The 26,425-nt window shown below is 66.7% G+C and carries 27 protein-coding genes and 1 pseudogene; 16 read left to right on the top strand and 12 right to left on the bottom strand.

Annotated elements, in window-relative coordinates; genetic code table 11:
• From AB0B85_RS15105 to AB0B85_RS15115, 3 genes and pseudogenes are all read right to left on the bottom strand, one after another.
• A pseudogene (locus AB0B85_RS15105) lies at window positions 1-1,038 on the bottom strand (hypothetical protein); the annotation flags it as partial.
• A gap of 91 nt (window positions 1,039-1,129) precedes the next feature.
• A complete protein-coding gene (locus AB0B85_RS15110) occupies window positions 1,130-2,485 on the bottom strand; it encodes an FG-GAP-like repeat-containing protein (RefSeq protein WP_357407478.1) in 1,356 nt (451 codons plus the stop codon).
• Window positions 2,486-3,281: 796 nt separating this feature from the next.
• Window positions 3,282-3,578, bottom strand: coding sequence for a hypothetical protein (locus tag AB0B85_RS15115; RefSeq protein ID WP_357407480.1), 297 nt, complete (start codon window positions 3,576-3,578; stop codon window positions 3,282-3,284).
• A 16-nt stretch (window positions 3,579-3,594) separates the two neighbouring features.
• Here AB0B85_RS15115 and AB0B85_RS15120 point away from each other — a divergent pair, with 16 nt between their 5' ends.
• The 7 genes from AB0B85_RS15120 (at window position 3,595) to AB0B85_RS15150 (ending at window position 7,844) form a co-directional block, all read left to right on the top strand.
• Window positions 3,595-3,783, top strand: a complete 189-nt coding sequence (locus tag AB0B85_RS15120; protein WP_357407482.1) for a hypothetical protein — start codon at window positions 3,595-3,597, stop codon at window positions 3,781-3,783.
• Between the two features lie 259 nt (window positions 3,784-4,042).
• Entirely contained in the window at window positions 4,043-4,420 is a 378-nt protein-coding gene (locus tag AB0B85_RS15125) for a DUF2089 domain-containing protein (RefSeq protein WP_357407484.1), read from the top strand.
• Window positions 4,420-4,677: a hypothetical protein gene (locus AB0B85_RS15130; RefSeq protein ID WP_357407486.1), complete on the top strand. Its 258-nt coding sequence runs from the start codon at window positions 4,420-4,422 to the stop codon at window positions 4,675-4,677. The genes AB0B85_RS15125 and AB0B85_RS15130 overlap by 1 nt, the downstream gene beginning before the upstream one ends.
• Before the next feature lie 11 nt (window positions 4,678-4,688).
• Window positions 4,689-5,111, top strand: a complete 423-nt coding sequence (locus AB0B85_RS15135) for a hypothetical protein (RefSeq protein ID WP_357407488.1) — start codon at window positions 4,689-4,691, stop codon at window positions 5,109-5,111.
• 260 nt (window positions 5,112-5,371) lie between these two features.
• The gene (locus AB0B85_RS15140) at window positions 5,372-6,043 is read left to right on the top strand and encodes a hypothetical protein (RefSeq protein ID WP_357407490.1); all 672 of its coding nucleotides are present in this window, start codon (window positions 5,372-5,374) and stop codon (window positions 6,041-6,043) included.
• Window positions 6,044-6,113: 70 nt separating this feature from the next.
• Window positions 6,114-7,394, top strand: coding sequence for an MFS transporter (locus tag AB0B85_RS15145; protein ID WP_357407492.1), 1,281 nt, complete (start codon window positions 6,114-6,116; stop codon window positions 7,392-7,394).
• Between the two features lie 60 nt (window positions 7,395-7,454).
• Window positions 7,455-7,844, top strand: coding sequence for a hypothetical protein (locus AB0B85_RS15150; RefSeq protein ID WP_357407494.1), 390 nt, complete (start codon window positions 7,455-7,457; stop codon window positions 7,842-7,844).
• Window positions 7,845-7,873: 29 nt separating this feature from the next.
• On the opposite strand, the gene AB0B85_RS15155 is transcribed toward AB0B85_RS15150, so the two are convergent.
• The 4 genes from AB0B85_RS15155 to AB0B85_RS15170 all read right to left on the bottom strand — a co-directional run bounded on the left by AB0B85_RS15155 (window position 7,874) and on the right by AB0B85_RS15170 (window position 10,377).
• Window positions 7,874-8,074, bottom strand: coding sequence for a hypothetical protein (locus AB0B85_RS15155; protein WP_357407496.1), 201 nt, complete (start codon window positions 8,072-8,074; stop codon window positions 7,874-7,876).
• A 661-nt stretch (window positions 8,075-8,735) separates the two neighbouring features.
• Window positions 8,736-9,515 carry a DUF6518 family protein gene (locus AB0B85_RS15160; protein WP_357407498.1) on the bottom strand — a complete coding sequence of 260 codons (780 nt, stop codon included), beginning with the start codon at window positions 9,513-9,515 and terminating at the stop codon, window positions 8,736-8,738.
• A gap of 110 nt (window positions 9,516-9,625) precedes the next feature.
• A complete protein-coding gene (locus AB0B85_RS15165; RefSeq protein WP_357407499.1) occupies window positions 9,626-9,748 on the bottom strand; it encodes a hypothetical protein in 123 nt (40 codons plus the stop codon).
• A 47-nt stretch (window positions 9,749-9,795) separates the two neighbouring features.
• Window positions 9,796-10,377: a TetR family transcriptional regulator gene (locus AB0B85_RS15170; protein WP_357407501.1), complete on the bottom strand. Its 582-nt coding sequence runs from the start codon at window positions 10,375-10,377 to the stop codon at window positions 9,796-9,798.
• 80 nt (window positions 10,378-10,457) lie between these two features.
• Between AB0B85_RS15170 and AB0B85_RS15175 the strand changes: the two genes are divergently transcribed.
• From AB0B85_RS15175 to AB0B85_RS15185, 3 genes are all read left to right on the top strand, one after another.
• Complete coding sequence (locus AB0B85_RS15175; protein ID WP_357407503.1) at window positions 10,458-11,231, top strand: oxidoreductase; 774 nt, start codon at window positions 10,458-10,460, stop codon at window positions 11,229-11,231.
• A 1-nt stretch (window position 11,232) separates the two neighbouring features.
• Window positions 11,233-11,601 (top strand): VOC family protein, encoded by a 369-nt coding sequence (locus AB0B85_RS15180; protein WP_357407505.1) that lies wholly within the window; start codon window positions 11,233-11,235, stop codon window positions 11,599-11,601.
• 421 nt (window positions 11,602-12,022) lie between these two features.
• Window positions 12,023-13,060 (top strand): acyl-CoA desaturase, encoded by a 1,038-nt coding sequence (locus AB0B85_RS15185; protein ID WP_357407507.1) that lies wholly within the window; start codon window positions 12,023-12,025, stop codon window positions 13,058-13,060.
• A 111-nt stretch (window positions 13,061-13,171) separates the two neighbouring features.
• Here AB0B85_RS15185 and AB0B85_RS15190 read toward each other — a convergent pair whose 3' ends face one another.
• The 3 genes from AB0B85_RS15190 to AB0B85_RS15200 form a co-directional block, all read right to left on the bottom strand.
• Window positions 13,172-13,897, bottom strand: a complete 726-nt coding sequence (locus AB0B85_RS15190; RefSeq protein ID WP_357407509.1) for an alpha/beta hydrolase — start codon at window positions 13,895-13,897, stop codon at window positions 13,172-13,174.
• Window positions 13,898-14,162: 265 nt separating this feature from the next.
• The gene (locus AB0B85_RS15195; RefSeq protein WP_357407511.1) at window positions 14,163-14,546 is read right to left on the bottom strand and encodes a hypothetical protein; all 384 of its coding nucleotides are present in this window, start codon (window positions 14,544-14,546) and stop codon (window positions 14,163-14,165) included.
• A 149-nt stretch (window positions 14,547-14,695) separates the two neighbouring features.
• A complete protein-coding gene (locus AB0B85_RS15200) occupies window positions 14,696-14,881 on the bottom strand; it encodes a hypothetical protein (protein WP_357407513.1) in 186 nt (61 codons plus the stop codon).
• 65 nt (window positions 14,882-14,946) lie between these two features.
• Between AB0B85_RS15200 and AB0B85_RS15205 the strand changes: the two genes are divergently transcribed.
• On the top strand, window positions 14,947-15,309 hold the full coding sequence (locus tag AB0B85_RS15205; protein WP_357407515.1) for a nuclear transport factor 2 family protein: 363 nt from the start codon (window positions 14,947-14,949) through the stop codon (window positions 15,307-15,309).
• A 235-nt stretch (window positions 15,310-15,544) separates the two neighbouring features.
• Here AB0B85_RS15205 and AB0B85_RS15210 read toward each other — a convergent pair whose 3' ends face one another.
• Window positions 15,545-15,937 carry a hypothetical protein gene (locus AB0B85_RS15210; RefSeq protein ID WP_357407517.1) on the bottom strand — a complete coding sequence of 131 codons (393 nt, stop codon included), beginning with the start codon at window positions 15,935-15,937 and terminating at the stop codon, window positions 15,545-15,547.
• A gap of 798 nt (window positions 15,938-16,735) precedes the next feature.
• Here AB0B85_RS15210 and AB0B85_RS15215 point away from each other — a divergent pair.
• The gene (locus tag AB0B85_RS15215) at window positions 16,736-21,043 is read left to right on the top strand and encodes a fibronectin type III domain-containing protein (protein ID WP_357407518.1); all 4,308 of its coding nucleotides are present in this window, start codon (window positions 16,736-16,738) and stop codon (window positions 21,041-21,043) included.
• A gap of 121 nt (window positions 21,044-21,164) precedes the next feature.
• Here the strand turns inward: AB0B85_RS15215 and AB0B85_RS15220 are convergent, their stop codons facing one another.
• Complete coding sequence (locus AB0B85_RS15220; protein ID WP_357407520.1) at window positions 21,165-22,406, bottom strand: helix-turn-helix domain-containing protein; 1,242 nt, start codon at window positions 22,404-22,406, stop codon at window positions 21,165-21,167.
• 372 nt (window positions 22,407-22,778) lie between these two features.
• Here AB0B85_RS15220 and AB0B85_RS15225 point away from each other — a divergent pair, with 372 nt between their 5' ends.
• The 4 genes from AB0B85_RS15225 (at window position 22,779) to AB0B85_RS15240 (ending at window position 26,396) form a co-directional block, all read left to right on the top strand.
• The gene (locus tag AB0B85_RS15225) at window positions 22,779-24,137 is read left to right on the top strand and encodes a hypothetical protein (protein ID WP_357407522.1); all 1,359 of its coding nucleotides are present in this window, start codon (window positions 22,779-22,781) and stop codon (window positions 24,135-24,137) included.
• Between the two features lie 40 nt (window positions 24,138-24,177).
• The gene (locus tag AB0B85_RS15230; protein ID WP_357407524.1) at window positions 24,178-24,714 is read left to right on the top strand and encodes an NUDIX hydrolase; all 537 of its coding nucleotides are present in this window, start codon (window positions 24,178-24,180) and stop codon (window positions 24,712-24,714) included.
• A 493-nt stretch (window positions 24,715-25,207) separates the two neighbouring features.
• On the top strand, window positions 25,208-25,750 hold the full coding sequence (locus AB0B85_RS15235; RefSeq protein WP_357407652.1) for a PIN domain-containing protein: 543 nt from the start codon (window positions 25,208-25,210) through the stop codon (window positions 25,748-25,750).
• Window positions 25,743-26,396 (top strand): hypothetical protein, encoded by a 654-nt coding sequence (locus AB0B85_RS15240; RefSeq protein ID WP_357407526.1) that lies wholly within the window; start codon window positions 25,743-25,745, stop codon window positions 26,394-26,396. The genes AB0B85_RS15235 and AB0B85_RS15240 overlap by 8 nt, the downstream gene beginning before the upstream one ends.
• The last annotated feature ends 29 nt before the right edge of the window (window positions 26,397-26,425 follow it).

Here is a 26,425-nt window from a genome sequence, read left to right on the forward strand (position 1 = left end):
TCCCGCGTTGGAGTCCATGTTGTTCGGGTAGTACACCATCGTCCCGTCCGGCCGGATACCCAACGCGTCCGCGTGACCGTCACCCGACACGTCCGCAGCCATCACCTTGTCGAACTGCTGCCACTGCGTGCCGATCGGAGTCCCCTCGGTGAAGGGCTTGTTACCCGCGTTGGAGTCCATGTTGTTCGGGTAGTACACCATCGTCCCGTCCGGCCGGATACCCAACGCGTCCGCGTGACCGTCACCCGACACGTCCGCGGACATCACCTTGTCGAACTGCTGCCACTGGGTGCCGACCGGAGTTCCGGTGGTGAAGGGCTTACCACCCGCATTGGAATCCATGTTGTTCGGGTAGTACACCATCGTGCCGTCCGGCCGGATGCCCAACGCGTCCGCGTGACCGTCACCGCTGACGTCGCCGACGGTGCCGCCGATCGTCGGGGGCAGCGGCGCGACCGTCCACCAGCTCGTCTGCTTCTTGGCGCCGGCCCAGCTGAAGCTGAAGTGGATGTGATTGGTGTGGCAGCCGCTGGCCGAACCATCGCAGGAATAGCTCTGCCAGCCCGCCGAGGACTCGTACGACTTCCAGATCTGCCGGTTCCAGATCAGGTACATGATCCCGAGCCGCCGCGCGTTGGCGTGCTTGTTGCCGTACTTGTCCGTGGCGAGGAGCCAGTTCAAGATGTCGTTCGCCTGGGCCTTTTGCGTGGAATTGTTGATGTCCAGCATGTAGTCCAGCGCGCGCCCTTCCTTGTGCTCGCTGGTTCCGCCGACATCGCACGCCCGACCGATCCCGTACGAGTGCGCCTTGTACGTCGCGTTCAGCAGGTTCTTGAAGGCGACGACGCCCGGCTTCGGCGTCGGGTCACAGGTGTCCTGGCCGTCGTACGAGGCGTAGCCGTCGATCGACTTGCCGAAGTCGGGCGTGGACGGAGCAGCGGAGACCGCTGCGGCGTTGCCCAGCACAGCGGCGAGCATTACCGAGGCCGCCAAGCTCGCCGCGGCGAGCGTGGAAGTCTTCTTCCTAAAGAGACGCATCTCCCGGATTCCTTTCGGATTTTTCTCTGATGGGGGTCGCACTACCGTCGGCGGTCAAGATGCCACCGACATAAGAGGAGCTGCGAATCGGCTAGGCGATACGGTTGTAGATCTGCCAGCCGTTTCCGATCTGCTTGCCGTTGATGAACGGCATACCACCCGCGTTGCTGTCCATGTTGTTCGGGTAATACCACAGCGACCCGTCAGGCTTCGTCGCCACGACATCAGCATGACCATCACCGCTGATGTCGCTGGCGACAATCCGATTGAAGTCCCGCCAACCCGGCCCGACCAATGTGCCGTCGGTGAACGGCATACCACCGGCATTGCTGTCCATGTTGTTCGGGTACCACCACATCGTTCCGTCGGGCTTCGTCGCCACGATGTCGGCATGCCCGTCACCACTGACGTCGGCCGCGACAACCCGGTCGAAGTCCTGCCAACCCCGCCCGATCTGCTGACCATTGACGAACGGCACGCCACCGGCATTGCTGTCCATGTTGTTCGGGTAGTACCACAGCGTCCCGTCGGGTTTCGTGGCCAGCACATCAGCATGACCATCACCACTGACGTCGGCCGCGACGACCCGATTGAAGTCCTGCCAACCCCGCCCGGTCTGCTTACCGTTCACGAAGGGCAGCCCACCGGCATTGCTGTCCATGTTGTTCGGGTACCACCACAGGGTCCCGTCGGGCTTGGTCGCGACGACATCAGCATGACCATCACCACTGACGTCGGCCGAGGCCACACGATCGAAGTCCTGCCAACCCTTACCGATTTGCTTGGCGTCGACGAACGGCAGGCCACTCGCATTGCTGTCCATATTGTTCGGGTAGTACCACAGCGTCCCGTCAGGCTTGAAACCCAACAGGTCCGAGTGGCCGTCACCACTGACATCGCCCACGCTGCCGCCCGGTGATCGTGCCTGCTGACCCCACAGCACGCTCGAGATGATGTCTCCGTCCCTGGCCTGCGGCTGATAGGCGTAGGGCGTTCCCGAGACCTGCACGGCCTGACAGACCTCACCGATGGGATCGGTCATCCAGGTGCCAGGTCTCACCCTGAGCATCTTGTCGAGGAAGCTGTTCGTCGCGTACACCGGATTCATGATCTGTTCCACGGTGCCCCACCCGGCCGACGGGCGTTGCTGATACAACCCGACGCTGTCGCGGTCGCCGTACGTCAGATTGCGAATGTCGCTCTCCACGATGGTCGTGGTGATGGCAATCGTCGCGGCCCGCCGCGCCATCCCCCGACTCTTGACCCTCGCGACTATGACGCGGGCACACGACACCTGGTATGCCGTTATCGAGTGGGCCAACTTACCGGTGAGGCGACCGTTCAACGCGGTCGCGGTCTGGCCGTCGGCAGCGGTAGGTCCGGCCGGATCGCAGGCCGCCGTGTCGGCGGCGAATGCGGGAGCGGGCACCGCGGTGAACGCTCCCATTACTAGTAGTGCGGATAATGGCACCGAAAGGACTCGGTGTAATGCTGCACTTCGCATAACTGTCCTAAATTCAACCTGAGCAGTCGACACACGTCCGCCGGGTGCCCTGTTTCCAGCAGACGCGTCCAAGGGTTCCGTCCGCCCCCGCGCAGACGGGCCGCCAGATCTCCAATCCGGGCAATAGGCTCGAGGGATGCACCACGACATCAGCCACGCCGACCTGCGACGTCTCCTGCCGTAAACTTCGGCTTATGGAAACGCCGTCGACGTAAGCTGGCGTTTATGGCGGACCTCAGCATCACCGCGACGGTCCATCGAGTCAACGGAATGTCAACTTCATGACGCAACGATGAAAAACTCCCCGAAACCCGCTCTCGGGGCAGCAATCGTCGACTCGCTGTGCTATCGGCCCGTCTGCGGGCCGCGCCTCGCCGACACCTTGACGGCTGGTCCTGGTAGGACGACTGTGGTTCGACAGTCCCGGCTGGCGCTCGCGTCAACGCGGCCGGACACCCCGGAGGACGGTGACACCCCGGTCAGTGCCGAGTCCGAGCACCAGGACGCCTCGCGTCCGGGGACGAGGCACCGGAGGTGCGGGTGGAACACGTCGGGCGGCAGGCCGGGCAGTGGTCGACCGGTTCGCCGTGCTGCTGGCGGGGTGATCGGCACGGCGATGGTGCCGGCACGGCGATGGTGCCGGCACGGCGATGGTGGCCGGCGACGGCATCGCCCGACTGTCGCCGCCGCCGACCACCACGACGCCCGTCCCACGCTGACAGCGGTGAGACGCTCGTGATCAGAGAGCCAGTTTGACTCCGGCTGCCGCGCACACGGCGGTGAGGTCCTGGCCGGCCTTCAGGTAGGCCGGGTTGTCGGCGGCGGACGCCGGGTCTGCCGCCGCCGCGGCCTTGGTCGCCTCGGCGCCGAACGGCCGGAGGGCGGCGGCGACCTTGCTCTCACCGCCGGTCGAGGCCAACGCGGTCACCTGCTTCCCCAACTCCGTCAGGATCTTCTTGAAGTCCGCCGCCGACGGCCCACCGGCCGTGGCGATCTTCACCAGTTCGGCCTTGAGGTCGTCGCTTACCTTCTTCATCGACGTGCAGAGTGCCTTGTCGCTCGCGGTGCCCGTCGCTGCTGACGTCGCCGGCGCGGCGGTCGGGGAGGCAGGCGCCGAGGTGGCGGCGGACGTGCTGGCCGACGGCGTCGATCCGGCGGTCGTCGCCGTATCGGGGTCACCGCAGGCGACCAGAGCGGTGGCAGCGGCAAGGATCAACGCTGCGGAAGCAATTCGGGAGTGATTCACGGAGCGCACGCTAGCCGACGTGGCGTACACCCTGCAGGCGCACGGCCGGGCCGTCGTGGTCGGTGAGACGACACGGGGTGGCGCACATCCGACGGCCCGCCACCCGGTCACCGCGCACATCCTGGTGACAGTGCCGACCGCCCTCCATCCCGCGTGGCCCCGGGAGACCCACCGTCCGCCACCCACGGCCCAATCTTAAGAAAGTTAAGATCCCACTCTTGGAAGTTGGGGATTCTTAAGATACAAATTCAGGTATGACAGAACAGGCGATGGACTGGCAAGAGTTGACCAGCCTGACGCGAGGGCAGCCGTTCGTCATCGAGCGGGTCCGCCTGGCGAGCAACGGCGTCGCGATCGAGGGCGAGTTCGAGCTGCCGCAGCTGGCTCAGCTCAACGTCGAGGACCAGGTCTTCGTCACCGCGTTCGTGCGCTGCCACGGCTCGATCAAGGAGATGGAACGCATCTTCGGGGTGAGCTACCCGACGATCAAGTCGCGCCTCAACCGGATCACCCAGATGCTCGACTTCGTCGAGACCGACCCGGCGCCGTCGCGGGCCGACGTCATCGACAGGTTGCGCCGCGGTGAGATCACCGCACAGCAGGCGTTGGCCGAGCTGGACGACCAGCCGTGATGCCGCAGTTGGTGACCGTCACCGTCGACCGCCCGGACCGCCGGCCGCTGCGCTTCTGGGTTCCGGTGCTCCCGGTGACGCTCCTGCTCTTCCCGGTCGTGGTCCTGGTCGTGCTCGCGGCGATCGTGGCCTGCCTGGTGTTCCGCATCGGTGTGGTGCGGGCCCTCGGCGCCGGTTGGCGCGTCGTTTCCGCGCTGCCCGGCTCCCACTTCGACATCGAGCAGGGCCGCACGGCCGTGCTCGTGGCCATCCGATAGGAGAGGTTCGAATGACCGAACAACGTAGGGACATCCTCGACATGCTGGCCGCCGGCAAGATCACCGCGGAGGAGGCGGAGCAGCTCATCGCCGCGCTCGAACGGGGCCAGGCACCGACGGCGGCCGGTCACGACGTCCGACCGAAGGGCAAGGTGAAGTACCTGCGGGTGGTGGTGGACGCCACCGACAACGGCGAGCCGTCGCGGGTCAACGTGCGGGTGCCACTGCAACTGCTGCGCGCCGGCGTCCGGCTGGCGGCGCTGGTCCCGCCGCAGGCCCTGGTCAAGGCCAACGCCTCACTCAGCGCCTCGGGCGTGCCGATCGACCTGACGCAGCTCAAGCCCGAGCAGTTGGAGGCGCTCGTGGAGCACCTCGACGACATGACAGTGGAGGTGGACTCCCCCGATGCCACGGTGCGGGTCTTCTGCGAGTAGGCGTCGTCCGATCGGACGGCCCCTCGGAAGGGTGCGGGAACACCCTCCCGAGGTCTGCGCCCGCCGCAGCAGAGCACAGGTGAACTGCCAACCCGAAGTCTAGCCACGCACCGGCAACCAGCGGAGGGACCACTCGTCACGGGTGGTCCCTCCGCCGCGTCGCGCCGGACGGACGCATGTCGGCAATCCGTCGTTGTCCGGGCGTCGGGGCAATCCGTAGCGTCGCGGCTACGCACCGATGCCCAGCGGAAGGACTCCTCGTGATCGAACTCGTCGCTCCGCAGCTCGTCGTGAACAGCAGAATGATCTACTTCGGCTGGCTGCCGGCCAACCCGGACGCGGTGGCCGCCCTGGTCCCCGACGGGCTCACGCCGGCACCCAACCACCAGGTCTTCATGAACCAGTACGTCGTCGACGACGACGGGCAGACCTCCGGCTTCGGCGCGTACTCCCTGACGTACATCGGGCCGGACCTCTCCGGACTCGACGCACCCGACGGCGTCACGCCCGGCCGCTGGTGGACCCACTACGTCAATTCCAGCCCGGTCGTCCGGGCCTACGCCGCCGCCCGGGGCGTGCCGGCGACCCCGGGAAAAACCACAATCGAGGTACGCGGGCAGCGGCTGATCGCGACCACCGAGGCCGACGGCGTACCCGTGATCAGGACGACGGCCCGCGTCGGCCGCACCGGCGACGCCGTCAACCGGGGCCAACTGCGCTACCTGACCCGGCTTGACGGCCGGCTGCACAGCGGCAACTACCCGTTCGTCGCGGAGCCGGTCGACCCGTTCGCTGTCGAGTCGCTGGAGTTTCTCGAACCCGACCATCCGGTGTACACGCTGCGCCCGGCCGATCCGCTGAAGATCGTCTGGGGTTTCTACTCGCCACGCGCGTCGTTCGCCTACCCGGGCGGCGAGTCGGTGCTCGACTGAGCCGTCAACCGGTCGCGGACCTCTCCCCGCCATCGTGTGACAGAGGGCTGCTGGTGGGTAGCGTTCCACAATGGGAACTGCGTCGCCGCACCGACAACTGGTCACTGCCACGTACCTCGCGTCGGTCGTCTTCGGGGCCTTCTGGGGCACCTGGGGCTCGGCCGTGCCCCGTGTCCGCGACCAGGCCGGTCTCGACGACGCCCGGCTGGGCGCCGCGCTGCTGTTCATCAGCGCGGGCGCGCTGCCGGCGATGCTCCTGACCGGTCGCGCACTGGACCGCTGGGGGTTGCGGTGCACGGCCCTGACGGTGGTCGCCCTCGGCGGCGCGGGGCTCGCCGCCTCCGTCACAGCCGGCGGGCTCGTCGGGTTGTGCGCCGGGCTGACCACCGTGGGTGTCGCCAGTGGCGCGGTCGACGTCGCCATGCACTCCGTCGGCGGACGCGCCGAGCAGCGCTCCGGCCGACCGATCATCACCCGGACCGGCGCGGTGTTCTCCACAACCGTCGTCGTGTCCAGCCTCGGCACCGGCGCCTCGTACGCCCTCGGGGCGCCCACCTGGGTTCCGTTCGCGGCCGTACTGCTGGTGTCGGTGCTGGCCGGTGCCGCCATCCACCGCACGCTGCCCGCGGACATGTCCCGCCCGGAGCCGGTCACGCCGAGCACCACGAGCGGCTTCCGGATGCCTGTCGTACCCCTGCTCCTGGTGGGTGTCCTCGGTGCGCTCGCGTTCGCCAGCGAGAACGCCCACCAGAGCTGGGGTGCCGTCTTCATGGAGGACGTCCTTGGCACCGGGCCCGGCCTCAGCGCGATAGCACCTGCGGCGTTCGCCGCCGTCGTGGCGACTACCCGTTTCGCGGTCAGCACGCTGAATCCCGCGCACGCCCGCAAGGTCCTCGTCCTCGGGTCGGTCGTCGCGGCCGCCGGCGCGGCACTCCTCGCCCGCGCTCCGTCGGTGCCGGTCGCCCTGGCCGGGCTGGTCCTCGCCGCGGCGGGGACCGCCGCCCTGTTCCCCACACTGTTGAGCATCGTCTCGCGCAACGTCGTCGAGTCCTCGCGCGGGCGGGCGACCTCGATCGTGACGGCTGTGGCGTACCTCGGATTCCTGTTGGGGCCGGTCTACGTCGGACTGTGGGCGTCGGCGACCGGCCTGCGGGGCGCGATGGTCGCGGTGGCGGCGCTCGGCCTCGCCCTCGCCGCGTTGGCCCTTCCGCTGCTGGCGCTGAGCCGTTACGCGGTGACGCCCCGCCCGGCGGCGCAGGAGCAGGACGAGGCCTCTGTCACCTCGGCGCACAGCGCTGACCAGCAGGCTGCCCACGCCCTGCCGGCCGCCGGCCGACGCATTGACGTCTGACCCGCGCCAGGTCGACGGCGCCACGATCTCAGGTTGTCCGCAGATGGCATCATCGATCCGATGAACGTTCGTCGCCTGGCGGCCATCGACATGTACGGCAGCCGAGGAACCACCCGTCGACGGTGGATCATTCTGGCCGAGTTCCTCGTCGGCGTGGTGCTGATGGTGACGTGGGGCTGTTGGCTGCTGGCGTCAGCGAACGCCTTCGGCACCCGAGCGTTCGGCCTGTGGTTGGTGGGCGCGGGTCTCAACTACGCGCCACTGTCTCTGTACGCGCTCGCGCTGATGCGGCCCGGTGCCCTCGACGCCGAGTTGGCTGGCGTCAACACCGACGGGGAACTGCGCCGGTACACAGTGCTTCAGCTCTGGGTCTTCGTGCCGCTCACACTCGTCGTGTTCGCCATCCGCGGCGAACTCGCCCGGAGCAGGACACGGACGACAGCTCCCTGACCGCCGCACAAGCCAGTGGACACGGTTCGTCAACTCTTGGCCTTGCTGCGACGGACCCGCCGACGGGGCGTCTCGTCGCCGCCGGCGAGCCTGGTGAAGGTGAGCATGTTCGCCAGCGCCACGGCGATGATCGCGACGCCGACCTGGATCGCGAGCACTACCCAGTCCCAGCGCAGCACCCACACCCGCACGCCGGCTGCGTCGTCGACATGCAGCGCCCTGGCGACCACGGTGCCCCAGCACCGCCGAGCCGACGCCGATGACGAACGTGGCGAAGACGCCGATCCGCTGCCTCCCCGGCAGGATGAGTCGCCCGAGCAGGCCGACGAGCGCGCCGATGAGCACCGCGCCGAGATAGCCAGTTACCAGCATTGCCGTCTCCCTCCAGCAGTGCCGAGATACATGCCCGAATCTCACGTTCCCGGAAACCCCGCCCGGGGCATCGCCCGGCCGTGGCCGAGGTTTCCGGACTGACAGGGGCCGCGACCTCGGCAGAACCCCGGGCGGACAACTGATGTGGATGACCGGACCATTGAGCCCATGACCGCTGAACCACCCGCGTACGCCGTGCCGGGCGTCGAGTCCGAGGACCCTACCGACACCCCTGGCTACTTCTTCTGCCGCGTCGACCGACTCGCCGGGTTCCCCCCGGTCGCGGCGGCGATCGGCCGCGCCCCGAGCGTCCTGCCGGCGATCTGCTCGGACGACAGCGCGATGCGGGAGGCTTTCGCCCAGAGCCGCGGCGGGCTCTGCCGGCAGCTCTGGGTCGGCACCGACGACGGCCTGCACTGGGAGTTGAGCTTCGGCGACGGCGTGAAGTTCATCGTCGACCCCGGTGACGAGCCGGTGGATTTCCTCCGGGACGCTCTCGTGGCGCAGCCGGACGTCAGTTCAGCCGAGCACTACTGCGACGAGAACCTCACTGTCGAGACGACCCGGGTGCTGCGCGCCGACGAGATGGCCGCCTACTTCGTCGACACTGTCGTCGCCGCCCACCGCGAGTTCGCCCGCAGCCGGGGCATCGACCTGCCGTACTGAGGCACCGGCGGACGAGACGGTCCCGCCGGCCACCGCGAAGCTCACCAGGATCATGCCGGCCAGCGGCACGGCCGCCGCGACGGCGAGGGCCCGACGTCGATGCGAGCCGCCGGTCAGCACCACGATCAGCAGACCCAGCGCGCTGTCGATGACCACGTTCCACCACACGCCGGCCCCGTAGTCGGGGTCGGTCGCCTTGCCGGCGAACCGGGCGGCCTCCTCGAAGAACACGGCGGCCGGCAGCGCGACCCCGACGACCTGCCGCCACCCCGCACCGCGCGCCCACGTCCCGCCGGTGCCGAAGACCACTCCGGCGAGCACGCCGAAGACCATCCAGACCAGCGACGACGGTGCCCAGAGCACCGCCAGGTCGTCGCCCTGCAGGAGCGCCGCCGCCAGGTAGTAGCTGGGCACCGCGACGACGAGCAGGACGGTGGCACCGACTGCCGAACGCCGCCACCCGGACCGCACCCAGAATCCGAAGAAGAAGGCGGCGACCGCCCAGGTCGCTGTGGAGTTGCCGAGTTCGGCGACGGGAAACGGCAGCCATTTGATCCAGCAGAAGTCGAGAAAGCCGAGCAGGAATCCGCCCACCACGGAGGCGAGCGCCACCGTCCGATCGCCAGGTCGCATGGCGGCAGAGCATACCGAGTATGCCCATGCTGACCTGGTCGGCCCCTCCCCCACCACGCCAATAGCCGGCCACCGGGTAACGCTGGTCGCGCCACGCCGGCAGGCGCCGGCTACGCGCGGGCGACATCGGCGATGACGGTACGCGCCAACGGCCGGCACCGAACCTCGGCCGGCACGATGCTGTCCGCGTCCGGGAAGGCCCGCTTGTCAGCGACGCCGGCACCCTCAGGCACGGCTCAGCCGAAGGCGGCATCGAGGCCGCGACTGGGTGGCGTTCCCGCTAAGCGCGCACCTTCGGCGTGCCGTGGCGCAGGCCGTCGAAGAGGATCGCGGTGATCTGCCGGGCCTCCTCCTGCCATCCGTCGGTGGCGCGCATCTCGCAGATGCCGCCCATCGCGCGCAGCAGAGTCCGCCCGGTGACGTCGTCGCGGACGGTGGCCGCTGCCGCTCCCGCGGCGAGCAACTGGTCGAGTGACTGGGCCATCCGGGTGCGGGCGTCGTCGAAGACTGGGGAGTCCGTGATCATGATGCTCTCCAACGCCTCGGCCATGCCCTTGCCGATGGCGGCGTGGTCGACGAGCAGCAACAGGAACCGCCGCAGGGCTTCATCCGGGGTGTGCTGACCGAGGAGTTCCGCGGGGGCGGCGCACAACTCGTCGACCTCTTGGCGGTAGACCGCCTCGATGAGGGCTTCGCGCGTGGCGAAGTGACGGTAGAGCGTTCCCACCGAAACTCCCGCCTGCCGCGCGATCTCCTCCACGCCGGTGTCAGCCTCGCCGGCGAGGAACATCTCCCGGGCCGTGATCAGCAGCGCCTCGCGGTTGCGGCGGGCGTCGGCGCGCAGCGGCCGTGACGGTGACAACAGATCCTCCATAACCTGAGTCCGACTCCGCTTATGGTACGTTTCCGGAGTCCGGTTCACCTTACCGCAGAGGAACACACATGACCTACTCGGAAGATGGCCTGGACGGCCTTCGCGTGCTGGTCACCGGCGGCAGCCGTGGCCTCGGCGAGGCCACCGTCCGCCGTTTCGCCGCCGCCGGAGCAACTGTCCTGACCGCCTCGCGGGGCACGCCCCCGGAGGACCTGCCGGCCACCCACTTCCCCGCCGACCTCGCGACCGAGGACGGGGTGGCCGAACTCGGCCGGCTGATCATCGACCGCGTCGGCGGGGTGGACGTGCTTGTCAACAACGCCGCTGGTGCGAGCGCACCCATGCCGACGCTGCAACGCTCCGACGCGTCCTGGTATTCGGACCTGGAGATGAACCTGCTCAGCGCCGTCCGGCTCGACCGGGCGCTGGTCCCGGGCATGGTCGAACGACGTTCCGGCGTCGTCGTCCACGTCTCCTCGATCGCCAGCCGGCTGCCGCAGCGCACCGAGGCGTCCTACGCGGCGGCGAAGGCGGCACTGAACGTCTACAGCCGGGAACTGGCCACCGAGGTGGGCCCGCACGGGGTCCGCGTGGTGTGTGTCCTGCCGGGCTTCGTGGCCACGGCCGGCGCCGTCGGGCACCTGACTCACATCGCTGACCAGCAGGGCATCGGCCTCGAAGAACTCAAGCAACAAATCGTGGAGCACCTGAAGGTTCCGATGGGCCGGCCCGGCGATCCTGACGACGTGGCCGAGATGATCGTCTTCCTCGCGTCCCGACGCGCGAAGTGGATCACCGGCGCGGAGTTCCGCGTCGACGGCGGAATCATCCCGGTGATATGAGATGACCTTCAACCTTGCCGCCATCATCATCGACGCCGCCGACGTGGACGCCGAGAGCACGTTCTGGCACCGGCTACTCGGCGGCTCGATCACGACAACCGAGAACCATCACTTCCTGCGCGTCGACGGGTTCCCCGCAGTCGTGATCCAGCGAGCTCCGGGACACGTTCCGCCGGCTTGGCCGCAGGACGGCGCCCAGCAGTTGCACGTGGATCTGACCACCGATGACCTCGTCTCAGCGGACAGAGTGGCGCTCGAAGCCGGCGCACGTCGACTGCGTCCGGCCGACGACGCCGACCTCGCCACCCACCGGGGCGGTCGTGTCTACGCCAGTCCCGCCGGACATCCTTTCTGCCTGCGGCCGGTCTGACACCTCTGAAGATCTCGGCGGGCGATTCGCCTGGCCGGAGGGTGTCGCCAACGCTTGGTACCTGAGCGGCGGCTTGATCATCATTGGGCTGCTCGTCATGGTCGTGGGCTTCGTGAGGGAACGACGGCGACGTTCCGAGGGCTGACGTCGATCCAGGTCGGCCCGCCTGGTCGCCGGGTCATCGAGTCAGGCCAACCAGCGTGGCCAGTCGCGCCCCGCTGGCCGACGCTGACGCACTGCTCGCGTATCAGTTGCCATGAGCTGCCGGTTTCCTCGTGAAAAAGCACGGCTGTGCGGGAGACTGGGCGCATCAGCGGCGGTTTGCTGGTTTCGATCTCTGGCGGACCACGGACGACGTGCGCGAGTGCCTGCTCATGGTTGACGGCGGAGACGGCGAGCTGATCGGCGAGGGGTGGCGACGGTGAGTGACACGGATCTTGGCACCCGCAATGACCGGGGCAGTGAGTACGCCGACCTTTCCCGCCTAGTCCGAAGCGCGGGTCTCCTCGACCGACGACCCCGCCGCTACGCGGCCCGGGTGACGGTGATCCTGGCGTGTCTCGTCGTGCTGGGCGTGCTGTTCGTGCGGCTCGGGTCGTCGTGGTGGCAGATGGCCACCGCGGCCGGCGTCGCGGTGCTGCTCGCGCAGTTGGCGTTCCTCGGTCACGACGCCGGGCATCAGCAGATCTTCCGCTCCCGTCGGGCGAACGACGTGGTCGGCCTGGTGTGCGCCAACCTGGTGACCGGGATCAGTTTCGGGTGGTGGGTCGACAAGCACAACCGCCACCACGCGAATCCGAACACCGAAGGCCGCGACCCCGACCTCGCTGTGGCTCCGCTGTCCTTCACTCCGAGTCAGGCTGCGGCACAGCGCGGCCTGGGGGCGCTGTTCGTCCGGCACCAGGCGGCGCTGTTCTTTCCCCTGCTGCTGGGGGAGGGTGTGCACCTGCACGGTGCCAGCGTCCGAGCGGTCTTCCGCCGCGGCGGACTCAAGCGCCGACGAACTGAGGCCGGCCTGCTCGTCCTGCATTTCGCTGGCTACCTCGCGGCCGTGTTCCTGGTGCTGAGCGTGCCGCAGGCGATCGTGTTCATCCTGGTCAACCAGGCCATCTTCGGGCTCTACCTGGGCAGCTCCTTCGCCCCGAACCACAAGGGCATGCCCATCCTGTCCGCAGCCGACAACCTCGACTACCTACGCCGACAGGTCCTCACCTCCCGCAACGTGCGCGGCGGCCCGCTCATCGACGCACTCCTCGGTGGGCTCAACTACCAGATCGAGCACCACCTCTTCCCCAGCATGCCCCGACCCAACCTCCGCCACGCCCAGCCACTGATCCGCCAGTTCTGCGCGGAACACGGCGTCGCCTACCGCGAAACCACCCTCATCCAGTCCTGGGCGCAGGGGCTGGCACACCTACGGGCAATGGGCAACGGATCGACCCGACCGGGCAACGGCTGAAACGGTGAGGGCCGAACTGCTCAGCGGGAGGCGGCAACGTCGAGCAGACTCCTCGCCAGCTCCTCCGGGCTGTCGCGCAGGAGCGATCTGAGCAACTGGTAGCCGGTCCGGTCAGCGCGGCAGCGAGCGCAGCGCCTCCACCACGGCGTCGGGTGCCCGCAGCGGCACGAAGTGGTCGGCGCCGGGTATTCGCACGAGGCGGCAGCCGGGGATGCGCCGCGCGGCCTCGACGCAGGACGGGACGAACGACGGGCGTTCGAGATCGCCGAGCAGTAGCACGCAGGGAACAGCAACGTCCTCCAGCCGGGACCACGCGTCGCCGTCATCGACGAAGGTTTCGCCCCAGTTGAGCCAGAACCGGACCGCCGAACGCAGCAGATCGACGACGAGCGGGTCGCGGCCGGCCCGGGCCCACCGGGCGACACCCTGCTCGACGAAGGTATCCGGGTCGGCGCTGTCCGGCTCGTCGTCAGGATCGTGGGACGGCGGGGTGCCGGAGATGCCCGGGCAGGCCAGCACCATGCCGCGAACCCGATCCGGTTCGGCGAGGGCGAGGTCGAGCGCGGTGCCGCCGCCCATGCTGCAACCGACGAACAAGGCCGGCCCGACGTCGAGCCGGTCGAGCACCCGACGCAGGTCGTCCACCCGGGAAAATCGCCCAGCCGGCGGCGCGGAGCGGCCGAAGCCCCGCACGTCGTACCGGATCAGCCGGTGTTGCCCGGCGAGCCGCTCCCAGACGGGGTTCCAGATGCGTGAGTCGCCCACGCCCGGGTGCAGTAGCACGACCGGCGGCAGGCCGCCCCCGGTGTCCTCGGCCCAGACGGACCCGTCCCTCACATTGATCAACTGCCCCACGGCGACGAGCCTCCCACACGGGCGGCGCTCAAGCGCGGGGATAAAGACTCGAGAGTCGACACTCCGTCGAAGGCCGAACTGCTCGTGCGGGCGCTGATGGGCGCGGCTGGTCACCGCTGCGCTGGGCAGGAGGTCTCCGGTATGAGGTTCTTGCCTGGTCGCAGCGCCCCACACCGGAGACGACCTCTGTTACCGATTACTGCCACGCCGTGACCTCGACGCTGCCGCCTGACTTACGGAAAGCGCCTCAGCAGGAACCGTGCCAGTTCACCTTGGTCACGATTACCTGAAGATAGAAGATGTTGCCGCGTGGAGTGGCGCAGTGCGTGATGACCGTCGACTCGTCCTGCCACGTGTTGTGGTATTCCAATTCGACATTCGCGGTCGTGTAGTTGTAGAAGGTCTTCGTCGGGGCGCTTCCGGTCCACGGGCCGGTGGTCACCAGGGACGGGGTCTCCGTCGGGCCGGTGTTCACGGGAGCCCAGTTCGGCCAGGCACAGAAGGTGCCCTGCTGGCAGTTGCCGGGCGGCCACGGCTCATCAGCCGGAACGGCCGCCGAGGCCGACGCGGCGGGAATGGTGGCCAGCAGGCCTGCGGTGGACAGGGCAATTGCGAGGGACTTCAGTCGCACAGAATTTCTCTTCTCCCCAGAGGACTCGGTCGATGAAAGTTACCACCGGGAAAGTTGAAAGATCAAGCATCTGATCCACTGTCGTCAAAGCTATGAGTCTCCTGTGGATCCGCTGAAATTGCTGGCAATCGCGGGTCCGTAACTGTCCGTCAGCCGGTGAGGCCGTCGACCGTGGCCAGTCGCGCCACACCGGCCGGCGCCGGCTGCGCGCGGGCGAGGTCGGCGATGGCGGTACGCACCAACGGCCGGCACCGGACCTCGAGCCGCGCCGCGTCGGCGGCGCTTGCCGCACCCGGGGGCAGCAGGGGCGGCCGGGAACAGCAGCTCCCACCCACCGCCCACATTCTGCTGACCGCGAAGTGACTTCCGTGAGGTCTGGTCCACCAACCATGCTGGCTCGATGGATTCGCCGGAACTCGCAACGTCGGAGCGGCTGCTCACGAACCTCTACGCGGCATTCAACGAGCGTGACATCCCCGCACTGCTAGCCGCCATGACGCCGGACGTGTCGTGGCCAAATGGCTGGGAGGGCGGCATCGTTCACGGCCGCGACGAGGTGAGCGCCTACTGGCGCAGGCAATGGGACCAGCTCGAACCGACCGTCATGCCGACCGCGTTCGCCGCGGAGGCCGACGGGCGAGTCGTCGTCACCGTCCACCAGGTCGTCCGCGACAAAACCGGAGCGAAAATCGCGGATCACACCGTCACGCATGTCTACCGATTCGGCGACGGCTTGGTGGCAGAAATGGAAATCCGAGCCTAAAGACGAGATGCGGGTGCCGTCGATCAGCCAACGGATCACCAGGACGGCCTGTTCGAAGCAGCCCCACACTCATAGCGACGCAGAACCTCGATGAAGGTGATCCCGGGAAGACCACCTTCATACCGAGGTTCTGCGTCTTCTCGTTGCCCCGCAACGGATCCGGACGCGTCCGGACCGCCGATCGAGCCAGCTAATCCAAGTCATTAAACCCTTACTCGGAAGGGCCGGTGGAGGATCAACAGGGGGTCAGCTGCCAAGTCACCTTCGTCACGTTGACCGGTATATACAGGTCGCCCCCGGTCCCGCCGGCAGGAGCGCAGTTCTTGAAGGGCATCGACGAGCCGAAAGTGAACCCGGATATTACGGCGTCGCGGCCTGTGCCGTTGTAGAAGTTGAATCCCTGGATGCTGCCGGTCCACTCGCTGTTGGTCGTCAGAGACGGCGTCTCCACGGGACCCTGCGGCGGGTGATTCCAGTTGGGCCAGATACAGAGCATGCCCTGCGGGCAGTTCCCGGCCCCCCAGCCTTGTATCGACACTCCGGGTGCTGCCGCCGAGGCGGCGGGGGCGGCGGCCAGCACGCCTGCAACGGATGCAGCGATGGCGATGGCGATGGATTTCAACAGCACGGTTCACCTGCTCTTAGATAGACGTTTGTCGTTGTAAATTTACACTACCGGCGGAAAATTGACAGGTCAAGCACCTGAAACGATGTGCCGGTCGAGGAGGGCCAGGCAGGCGTCGCTCCTGCCCACAGGCCGGTCAGCGGGTCAGGCCGACGAGCGTCGCCAGTCGCGCCACGCCGGCCGGGACCGCCGGGGGCGAGGTCTGGGTGCGCACCGATCCACGCCTCGTCAGCGAGTGGGCGCGGTGGTTCTGACCAGCTGACGGACGTCGTTTCCCCGCGTGCCAGCGGCTGGATCCCGGCCGCGGTCCGCGAGGACGACGAGTTGACGCTGATGCTCGCCACCCGCCCACAACGGCCCTGACCTGCACCGAGGACAACGGCGGCGAGCAGGGGTGGCCGCGCGGCGATCCTCGCAGTGCCTCCGCCGGGCTCCGGGAGTTCGTCCTGTCGCGATGTCCTCGATGGACCGAGGAATCCGGACCAAACGCGTAGGGCGCAATCGCCGCTCCCGGAAGATCCCGTGTTGCCAAGGTGGGCCAAAGATGTTCAATTCCCACCTTCGAAGCAAATGGCACGTTGCGCATTCCGGGGTCGCTCGACCTCAGCCGAGCCTGCTAGCTTCAGCCCGATCCCGATCTTGATCAGGGATAACGGTTACCATTAGAGGGGGTTCTTGTTGTCCCTGTCGCCATTAAAGAATCGGCGCATCGCAGCAGGCGCTGTCGCCACACTGATAGCAGCCATTGCGATCTCGTTTCCAACGCGAGCCCAGGCCGTTGACGCCTTACCGGCGCAGGGCATGTCGGCCGCAGCGGTCAACGCAATGTTCACGGCATACGGAAACGCCGGAGGTCACTGGACTGGCGGCGACCGCACTTTCTCCGTGCGCCTGCCGGACGGTCGGCTGGCCTGGCTCTTTTCCGACACGTTCCTCGGCAGCGTGAACGCCGACGGCTCGCGTCCGTCCAACTCACCCATGGTCCACAACACGCTCGTGGTGCAGAGCGGCACGACGCTGACCACGACGCTGCACGGCGGGACGTCGTCGGCGCCGAAATCGTTGATGTGTGATGACAGCGTGGGCCTGGGCTGTTGGGTGGCCGGTGCGATAGTTGAGGGCAGCAATCTCCAGGTCCTCGTCAACAGGTACGCCGCGATCGGCCCGGGCACGTTGGATGTCGCGCCCACCGGGAACGCCCTCGTGACGTTGAGCCTCCCCTCGCTGGCTGTTACCGGGGTCCGGGAGCTCCCCATGAGCCCTCGGATCACCTGGGGGCAGTCGCTCGTAACCGACAACGGTTACACGTACATCTACGGATCCGAACACGCCCCGGACTTCAAGTTCGCGCACGTCGCCCGCGTTCCGGTCGGCGGCCTCACCGGGCAATGGCAATTTTGGAACGGATCCGGGTGGGCCACGGCGGAGAGTTCTTCGGCACGGGTGGCAAGCGGGGTTGGCACCGCATTCTCGGTCAGCAAGCTGGACGGCCGCTTCGTCATCATAACTGTGGACAGTCATCTCGTCTTCAACAACTCCATCGTTGCCTACAGCGCTGACTCTCCGATGGGGCCGTTCTCCGAACCGCGCGAGCTCGCACGGGCCCCTGAGGCAGGAAACTCGCCGCCGACCATCGTCTACGACACCTCGTTGCATCAGGACCTCGCTCGGGAGGGCAAGCTACTCCTGTCATACAACGTCAATGCCCTGAACACCGATGACTCCAAGGCGGACGTGTCAATCTATCGCCCAAGGTTCATCGAGGTGGACTGGCCGCTGCCCGCATCAAACCCAGCAGGTGTGCCGGCTGCCCCCAGCGACCTCACGGCGCAGGCGGACGCTAACGGCGGAATCCACCTCGCCTGGCGGGCCCCGGCCGGCCAGAACCTGAAGTACTGGGTCTATCAGCGGGACACCACCGCTCAGCAGATTCAGTGGGTGCGACTGCCCGCCTCCGTCACCACGCCCAGTATCGACCTCTCGCAGCTGCGCGGCGGCCATACCTACGAATACCGGATCACCGCCGAAAACGGGATCGGCGAAGGTCAGGCGTCCTCGGTAGCCGCCGCGGTCGTCACCGTGCAACCTCCGCCGGCACCCACCGGTCTGACGGCAGTCTCCCAGTCAACTGGTGACATCATCCTCAACTGGCAGCCGGCCGACCGATCCTGGTATTACGAGATCGAACGGCTCGACGTCACCGCTGGCAAGACGGAGTGGCTCCCGCTCGCCCACCCGGACGGGACCGCCACCACGCTCACTGTCAGCCTGCTCGAACACCAGAACCGGTACGATTTTCGGGTCCGTGCGGTCGGTGGGGGCGGTAAGGGCCCATGGTCGGCGACGGCGAGCGCCACGGCTCAATATTCTGTGCCTGCGGCACCGAGCGGGTTGGTCGCGACCGCTCAAGCCAACGGCGACGTCAAGCTGGCGTGGACCGCGCCCCCGGGCCAGGTGTGGCATCGCGTGTACCAACGTGACGTGACCGCAGGCGAAAGCGCGTTCACCGCCTGGCCTCTTCCGGTCATCGACGCCACGACCGCGACGGCGACCTACCTCGCGCACGGTCACCAGTACGAGTTCAAGGTCGCCGCCACCAACAAGGGCGGCGAGTCTGCGCACTCCACTGTGGCGCGGGCGACCGCTACCTTCCCGCTGCCGGGGGCGCCGACCACCCTGCGGGCCACGTCCGGTGACGGCAAGGCGACTCTGACCTGGCAGGCTCCGGGCGGGAACGTCTGGTACCGGATCTACCAACGAGACGTCACGGCCGGCGAAGCTGCTTTCACGGCCTGGCCGTACCCGGTGACCGAAGGTACCTCCGCAACCGCTCTCTACCTCGCCAACGGGCACCAGTACGAATTCAAGATTTCTGCCACCAACAGTGCCGGTGAGGGTCCTGCAAGCAATGTCGCGGCCGTTACCCCTGCCCCGGCGATGCCGACTGCTCCGACCGGCCTCGCGGCAGTGGCGAAGCCGAATGGCACGATCCAGCTCACCTGGCAGGCGCCCGGTACCAATGTGTGGTACCGAATCTACCAACGCGACGTGACGGCGGGCGAAACGACGTTCAAGGCCTGGCCCTATCCGGTCACGGAAGGAACCACAGCCACTGCGGAGTACCTGACGCACGGGCACAGGTATGAGTTCAAAGTTGCTGCCACGAATGCGGCAGGGGAAGGACCCAGCAGCGCAGCCAGCAGCGCCACCGCAACATACGCGCCGCCCGCAGCGCCGACCAATCTTCGCGGTGTCGCCATGGGCGAAGGAAAGATCGAGCTGAACTGGGACCCACCGTCGCCGAACACATACTCGGTCATCTACTGGCGAGACGTCACCGCGGGACAGACGGCGTTCACCCGCCTCGAATACCTCAGCAGCCAGCCTTCCATCACCATGGAGTACCTCACCCAGGCGCACACCTACGAGTATCAGGTCGCGGCCACGAACGCTGGCGGTGAGGGGTCACGTTCCTCGGCGGTGCGGGTCACGGCGTACTACAGCCTGCCCGCGGCACCGTCGAATCTCACTGCTCGGGCAGGCGACGGGCAGGTCACCCTGAACTGGACCCGTTCCCCCACGCCCAACGCCCAATACATCGTCTACCACCGGGACACGACAGCCGGGCAGTCGTGGCAACGTACGCCCTTGCCGATCGACAACGCCACGATCACGATGCAGTTCCTCGACAACGGCCACTCGTACGACTTCCGGGTGACGGCCTCCAATGCGGGCGGGCAGAGCCCGCCGTCCAACACCGTCTCGGCGAGGCCACTACCTCCACTACCCGGGCCACCCTCGAACCTGACCGCCAGGGCTGGTGATGGCGAGGCCACGCTCAGCTGGAGTGCCAGTTCTTTCCCGAACGCCTACTACCTGATCGAATACCGCGATGTCACCGCCGGTCAGAGCTGGAAGCGTGCCGAATATCCGGTTCCGGGTGGCACGTCGATCACCATGGGCTTCCTGCACAACGGGCACCAGTACGAGTACCGGGTCCGTGCCAGCAACGTCGCCGGCGAGAGTAGCCCGTCGAACGTGGCGAGCGTACGACCCATGCCGCCCCGACCCCAGGCTCCTTCCAATCTCACCGTGACGGCGGAGGGCTGCGCCTCCGTCAGTCTGAGTTGGACACCGAGTCCCAGTTCGAACGTGTACCACTGGATCGAGTACCGAAATGCCACCACAGGGCAGGCCTGGACCCGAGGGATCTACCCGATTATTGGCAAGTCGACGATCAAGATGGATCTCCTCACCAACACTCACACCTATCAGTTCCGGGTGCTGGCAGACAACATCAGCGGCGACAGCCCGGTGAGCAATGTTGTCAGCGCTCGACCCATGGCGCCCTCGCCCAACCCGGCCCGGTGGGTGGATGCCACCGGGGCTCCTGGACGGGTCGACGTGATCTGGTCACCATCCACCACTACCGGCTGCGGCGCTCCCTATTACCAGGTCCAGGTCCGCAACAGGTGGGAGCAGGGTGACTGGAGAGTTCTCGGCAACACGACCGACACGAAGTGGACCTGGTACAGCCTGAACAGCAGCGACCTCCACGAATTCAGGGCTGTTGCCATTAACGAGACAAGCTGGAACTATGGCGGCTCTGACGTTGACAGCCCTCTTTGGATACCGACGTCGTCGACGGTGACTCGCCCCATCAACGTGCTCAACGGCAGCAACGGGTCAGCATCCGCCTGGGCCATCAAGTACAACACCCCGTGTTACCTGGACTCCTTGCAGACCGTGTGCATGGGGAAGTCCCCCGGCGGCAGGCAACCGATGACCGTTGGCGACATCCTTCACTATCCAGATTCTTTGCAGGATTTTCGAAGCGATCTCCAGGCGGAGGCCAGAGACAGAACGTGTCTGCTGGAGAGGCTCGGCCGATCGACCGCTCTCAACTTCGGACCAGATCTCATGCGGCATGAAGCTGTGCACTCTGTTCAGTGGAGCGGTTACACGAGCGTGGCCCACTACACGGTGGCCTATGGGATGGCGACGGCAGTCTCAAAGCTCAAATTCGGCAACAACTACGCAGGAAACTGGTTCGAGACGGATGCCAATCTGTATCACGGCGGTTACGAAGAAATCGTCTGTATTCCCTGACCGGTAGCACCGGGCAACCATGAGGGAGTCCCTGAGCCAAGCGCCGACCCTTCGAGGCGCCACTCAGGGGCTCCCTCAGCGTGTGGCACCCCACGAGCGGCCGCCCCGAGGCGACGGAGTCTCACCGGGTGAGGCCGACCAGCGTCGCCAGTCGCGCCACACCGGCCGGCGCCGGCTGCGCGCGGGCGACATCCGCGATGACGGTACGCGCCGACGCCCGACAACGAACCTCAGCCGGCGCGATTCTGTCCGCGTCCACCAGGGCGCGGGCCGCCCCGCGCACGTCGCCCAGGTGCAGGTACGCCCGCGCGACGTCGACCAGGTACGCCCCCCGATACTCGGCCGGCAACCGCCGCCACCCCTCCCGCCGCACGATCAGCGCGTGCCGCCGTACCGCCTCGGCAGCGTCACCCCGCGCGGCTGCCACCAGCACCCGCGCCACCTCGACGGCGACCGGACCGAAGCTGGTGCGGTGCGTGTCGTCGTACCCCCGAAGGTTTGCGGCGACGCCCGCGGCCCGGTCGGTCAGCTCGTCGGCGCGGCGGTGCTCGCCGCATCCGGCGGCGGCCAGCGCCGCCTGCACCAGCAACGTCCCACCCAACGCCCACTCCCCCGGCGACCCCGCCGCCGCGAACGCACCCCCGCCCCGCTGATCATGGAGTCGACGGGCGGTTCGATCTCCACCACACCCGCCAACCGCATGATCAACGGGATGGCGTCGGGAGACGAGGCGGTTGGCCGCTGGTAGGGCCGCGGTCAGGGCCAGGGGGTCGCGGTTGTTGGCGCGGAGGGCCTGGGTTACCGAGATGGTGGCGCTCGCCGCCTGGAGCGGGTCGTCGCCGGCGGCGGCCATCGCGCGGTCGGCAGCCAGCCAGGCCAGGTCGGCCTCGCCGAGCTTCACCAGCAGGGACGAGGTGATCCGGTACGCGTGCACCAGCAGCTCTGGTTCCTGCGCAGCCTGGGCGGCGTCGAGCAGGCCCGGCAACAGGCGCACCAACTGCCCGTAGTGCGCGTGTTGGTAGGTCAACCACGCATGCCCGACCTGCCTGCACAGTTCGTCCGTCCGCGGTGGAGCCTGCGGGATGTCGTAGCGGGCGAGCGCGGCCCGGATGTCGTCCACCCCGTCCGGCGTGCCCGCCGGAGTGCTCCGCGGCTGGCCGAGCAGCACCTCCGGGTCGACCCGCAGGACGTGGGCCAACTCCTGGATCACCGAGTACCGGTCCAGGGGGCGGGCACCCCGCTCGATCTTGTCCACCCAGCTCTTCGACCTGCGCAACCGGTCGGCGAGCATCTGCTGGGTCATCGACCGCCGGACCCGCCAGCTCGCCACCCGGCGGCCGATCGGGATGTCATCGCTTGTCACGCCGCCACCGCCGGTCCGGGACCGCGCGGGTCGTGTCATCCACGGGTACGCGCTCCGCCTCGGCCTGAGCCAGGAGGCGCTGCTTGGCAGCCTCCCGCTCGGCCGCCTCACCCTGCTCGCCCCTGTTCGCTGACGCGTCGCCCTGCATAGCCACCTCCTACAACCCGGGGCGCGACGCTCAGACTTCGCCGTCACCCAGGACACCTGCGATCAGCGAAGCGGGCTGCCGATCGACGGACCAGATGGCAAGTAGTGCGCTCGATTGCGCTGCTCAGGACGTGGGTTGCGCAGGGTTGCGCCGGTCCCCATAGGACTTCGGCAACCCATAGGCTCATAACTGTTGGTAGTTGACCGATGCCTGGAGGCGGAACGATGGCACGACCGGTGACGAACGCGGCGTTCGAAGGGCTTCTGCTGGCCGCCGGTTACGCCAACTCTCACGCTGCTTTTGCCCGACAGCTCAATCACACCGGCCGCGACCAGGGCACCTGGCGGTACGACGCGGCCAGCGTCTACTGGTGGTTACGCGGTCGCCGGCCTGGCGAGCACGTCCAAGCCGCAATGGCTGAGACCCTAGCCCGCAAGCTCGGTCGCTCGGTCGGCGTAACCGAGCTGGGCTTTGGCGCGGCCGAGAGCATCGGCATGTGTGTCTACCCCGCGACCGTCGATGGGGCGATCGATACCGCCGAGCTGATCTGGACGAGGTTGGCCAAGCGCCTCAGCCAACAGGACAGTGGGGTGTTCGACAGCGGCAAAGCGCTAGAGGCAGCGCTTAGCTGGCGGTATGACCTGCCCGACAAGGCGGTCAGCCGGAGCAGCCGGCAACAGGTCACCTCCACCGACGTTCAATCGCTGTACGCGCTGGCCGACCATTTCACCGATCTCGACCGACGTCACGGCAGCGGCTCTCCGCGTACCCGTGCCGTCATGGCCGACTTCCTGGCGCGTCAGGTCGCACCCATGCTGCACGGCACCTACACCGATGCCGTGGGGCGCGACCTCATGCGCGCAGCGGCAACGCTCTCTGGCCAACTCGCCTTCATGTCCTACGACGCGGGCGAACATGCCCTGGCGCAACATCACGCGACGCTCGGCCTGCGGCTCGCCAAGGCCGCTGATGACCGCCTCTACGGCGCTCACCTGCTGGCGAACCTGGCCACTCAGGCGGTGTTCCTGGGCCACGGTCGGGAGGCGGCCCGGCTTGTCGAAGCAGCCATTGACGGGGTCGGTAGCGCACCCGCCGCAGTTCTCGCTCGTCTGCATGCCACCGCAGCTACCGCCTACGGACAGTCAGGCGAACGACGTGCCTGTCAACTCGCCCTAACTAGGGCTGAGCGTGCGCTCGATCGGGCGGACCCAGATCTCGGCCCGCGCTGGGTTGGCTACTTCAGCCCAGCCCACCTCGCCGGGGCCGCACTCAGGTGCCTGGGCGACCTTCATCTGTACACGCAGGCCCTTCGGCACGCTCCCGAAGCGCTCAACCTCGATAGCCAAAACACTCGGACGCGTGCCCTGCACACCACCCTCGTTGCCATTACTTATGCCCGCGCTGGGGACACCGACGCCGCCTGCGACTGGGCCGCCAAGCTCGGGCAGCATGCTGCGGGAATCCACTCGGCGCGTGTCCGACAGCGCGTCCGGGAACTCGCTATCACGTTCAGCCCGCAGCAGGCATCACCCCAGGTCAACGAGGTCCTGCATACTCTCGCGGCCATGCCGGTAGCCATATAGAGCAAGAGCGCACCTAGACACATCCGCTAGCGTCACCGAGGTGACTTGGACGGAGCCCGCCACGTGGTACGCGAACTTGGCTTCCTTCTACGCCGCCGCTGCGGCCCTCATCACCGACCCGGCTGGCAGCGTGCTGCTGGTCAAGCCCACGTACCGCGACCACTGGGCGTTCCCTGGCGGCTACGTGGACGAAGGCGAATACCCACACGACGCCTGCGTCCGTGAGGTGCGAGAAGAGCTGGGAATGACTCTGATGGTCGGCAACCTTCTGGTAATCGACTGGGCGCCGTCCGCCGGCCATCGACCTCGCGCGATTATTAGCTTCACGTTCGACTGCGGGTCTATTGCCAACCTCGACAGCGTCACCTTGTTGGAACAAGAGTTGGAGGACGTTGCCTTCTTCTCGGGCGAAGAGGCCGAGCGGCGGCTTCCCGACAACGTCGCCGCACGAGTTCCGGCGGCAATACGTGCACGTGATCTATCTGCCCCACTTTATCTCGCTGGAGGCGCGACCGTCTTCGTGCCTGCCGGTAGGGTACAAGGCCACAAAACCGGACCCACGCCACAGACCTCATAAATCAAGATTGCGGGGCGAATCGCAAGCCGGCCGAACAGCATTAGCATCTAAACGAGTCACACATACTCATACATATGAGCGAGCCTCAGGCGGGCGGCCCGACACCGGGACCTGCTCCACGACTTGTCGACTTCATCCTTCCGTTCTGCCCTAGAAAGGCCGGATCCCTGCGACCTGTTGCCCGGAGTGCGAACTTCATTTAGGTTGAGGCGTGTGGAATTTCCTTCGGTCGGGCCAAAGTGGCATAGCTACAGCTTCCGCCCTCGATGATCTTCTCCGTGATCTGAATCGTATAAGCCTGAGCCCCCCTCTGGACCCGGTCGTGGCGGCCAACTCTTATTTGATCTGGGCAGAGCGGGCCGAGCAACAATTATTGACAAGCTTTGAACGCTCTACCGTTGCGCGCCACCTACATTCTGAACGATACTGGCGCATCAGATCCCTTAATGCATTAACTGCCCGTCCCGCACCTCTAATACGGGGCGAGATCGAGATGCAGCGGCAATACATCGAAGATTTGCTAGGTCAACTACGACGGTACATTTCCTTACTGACGTTCCCGACGGACCATTGGACGGTGGTGCTGGATACAAACGTGTACATACACGGAGAACTATTCCATGAAGTCGAGTGGCAACGACTAAGCGAGTCGCGACGGGCTACGGTCGTTATGCCACTCGTCGTCCTTGACGAGCTGGATCGCGTGAAGGATCGCGATCAGGAGTTCGGGAGACGAGCACAGAGCGTATTGAAAGCCCTGGACCGGATCACGGAAGGTAGGGAGTGGGTCGCCCCAATTCCGCTAAGACAAAATGTGTGGCTTCAACTCCTGAATGAGCCCCCGGGCCATCAGCGCCGAAAGGGGCAAGACGATGAGATCGTCAGGCAGGCCAGCTACTTCGCACAGTTGAACGACAACCGTCTCGTAGTTGTGACTCGAGACCGGGGCATGCGACTTCGCGTTCAAGCTGCAGCCCTGAATAGTCAGTCGTTGCCAGCGAACCTCGAAAGGATACGGGCGGATACTGATGAGTGAACGGAAGAACTATCCTGTTCAACAGGTACCCCGAGACGAAAGCGGACGACTCGAATTGCTAGCGCTACGTCCGCCTCTCTGGGAGTACTTACTTTTTGGTAACGCGCTTTACCGTTCGCGCGACGTGCATGAGGCGCGCTGGCGTGATTATCAGCTGGGCTATGCCCTCCATATTGGCCCTGTTGTTAAGGCGGAGCAGATACCGGACGTGATGAGCGAGCGCTTTTCCCATGTGGGTGCCATTGCAGCAAACCTGGAAGCCGTAGCATCGCCATACGCCCAAGCGCGAGCGTTTGGCGCACCAGGAGAACCGGGAGACCCTGCACTCATCGAGCACATGGCATCGCGACTTATAGACATCTATGCGCTCTTGCTTGGCTGGGTGGAGGAAACGAGATCACTACGCGTACCTGAATGGGCTGAGAACCTCAAGGCTCTTGCAATTGCATACGCTGCACAACCAATCCAACGGACGCACGAGTTTGTAGACGAGTTCATTGCCAGGCTAGAACGAGCCATCGCCAATTTGGTTGACGGCAACAGCAACTACGAAGAAATTTCGATACGCGTTACGTTCGAAATTCCCGATGATGTTGCGCGACAGTTCAGCAGAGAGCTCAAGCGAGTCAAGCCGCATTTCCGCTAGTAGGATCGGACAGATGGACCTGGCCGGCG

The sequence above is a fragment of the Micromonospora sp. NPDC049044 genome (assembly GCF_040649215.1).
Lineage (GTDB): Bacteria > Actinomycetota > Actinomycetes > Mycobacteriales > Micromonosporaceae > Micromonospora.

Coding starts and splice junctions, on each gene's coding strand:
- AB0B85_RS15110 (WP_357407478.1), bottom strand. CDS start 2,485: ATGGGAGCGTTCACCGCGGTGCCCGCTCCCGCATTCGCCGCCGACACG.
- AB0B85_RS15115 (WP_357407480.1), bottom strand. CDS start 3,578: ATGAAGAAGGTAAGCGACGACCTCAAGGCCGAACTGGTGAAGATCGCC.
- AB0B85_RS15125 (WP_357407484.1), top strand. CDS start 4,043: ATGACAGAACAGGCGATGGACTGGCAAGAGTTGACCAGCCTGACGCGA.
- AB0B85_RS15130 (WP_357407486.1), top strand. CDS start 4,420: ATGCCGCAGTTGGTGACCGTCACCGTCGACCGCCCGGACCGCCGGCCG.
- AB0B85_RS15135 (WP_357407488.1), top strand. CDS start 4,689: ATGACCGAACAACGTAGGGACATCCTCGACATGCTGGCCGCCGGCAAG.
- AB0B85_RS15145 (WP_357407492.1), top strand. CDS start 6,114: ATGGGAACTGCGTCGCCGCACCGACAACTGGTCACTGCCACGTACCTC.
- AB0B85_RS15150 (WP_357407494.1), top strand. CDS start 7,455: ATGAACGTTCGTCGCCTGGCGGCCATCGACATGTACGGCAGCCGAGGA.
- AB0B85_RS15160 (WP_357407498.1), bottom strand. CDS start 9,515: ATGCGACCTGGCGATCGGACGGTGGCGCTCGCCTCCGTGGTGGGCGGA.
- AB0B85_RS15175 (WP_357407503.1), top strand. CDS start 10,458: ATGACCTACTCGGAAGATGGCCTGGACGGCCTTCGCGTGCTGGTCACC.
- AB0B85_RS15180 (WP_357407505.1), top strand. CDS start 11,233: ATGACCTTCAACCTTGCCGCCATCATCATCGACGCCGCCGACGTGGAC.
- AB0B85_RS15205 (WP_357407515.1), top strand. CDS start 14,947: ATGGATTCGCCGGAACTCGCAACGTCGGAGCGGCTGCTCACGAACCTC.
- AB0B85_RS15215 (WP_357407518.1), top strand. CDS start 16,736: ATGTCGGCCGCAGCGGTCAACGCAATGTTCACGGCATACGGAAACGCC.
- AB0B85_RS15225 (WP_357407522.1), top strand. CDS start 22,779: ATGGCACGACCGGTGACGAACGCGGCGTTCGAAGGGCTTCTGCTGGCC.
- AB0B85_RS15235 (WP_357407652.1), top strand. CDS start 25,208: ATGCAGCGGCAATACATCGAAGATTTGCTAGGTCAACTACGACGGTAC.
- AB0B85_RS15240 (WP_357407526.1), top strand. CDS start 25,743: ATGAGTGAACGGAAGAACTATCCTGTTCAACAGGTACCCCGAGACGAA.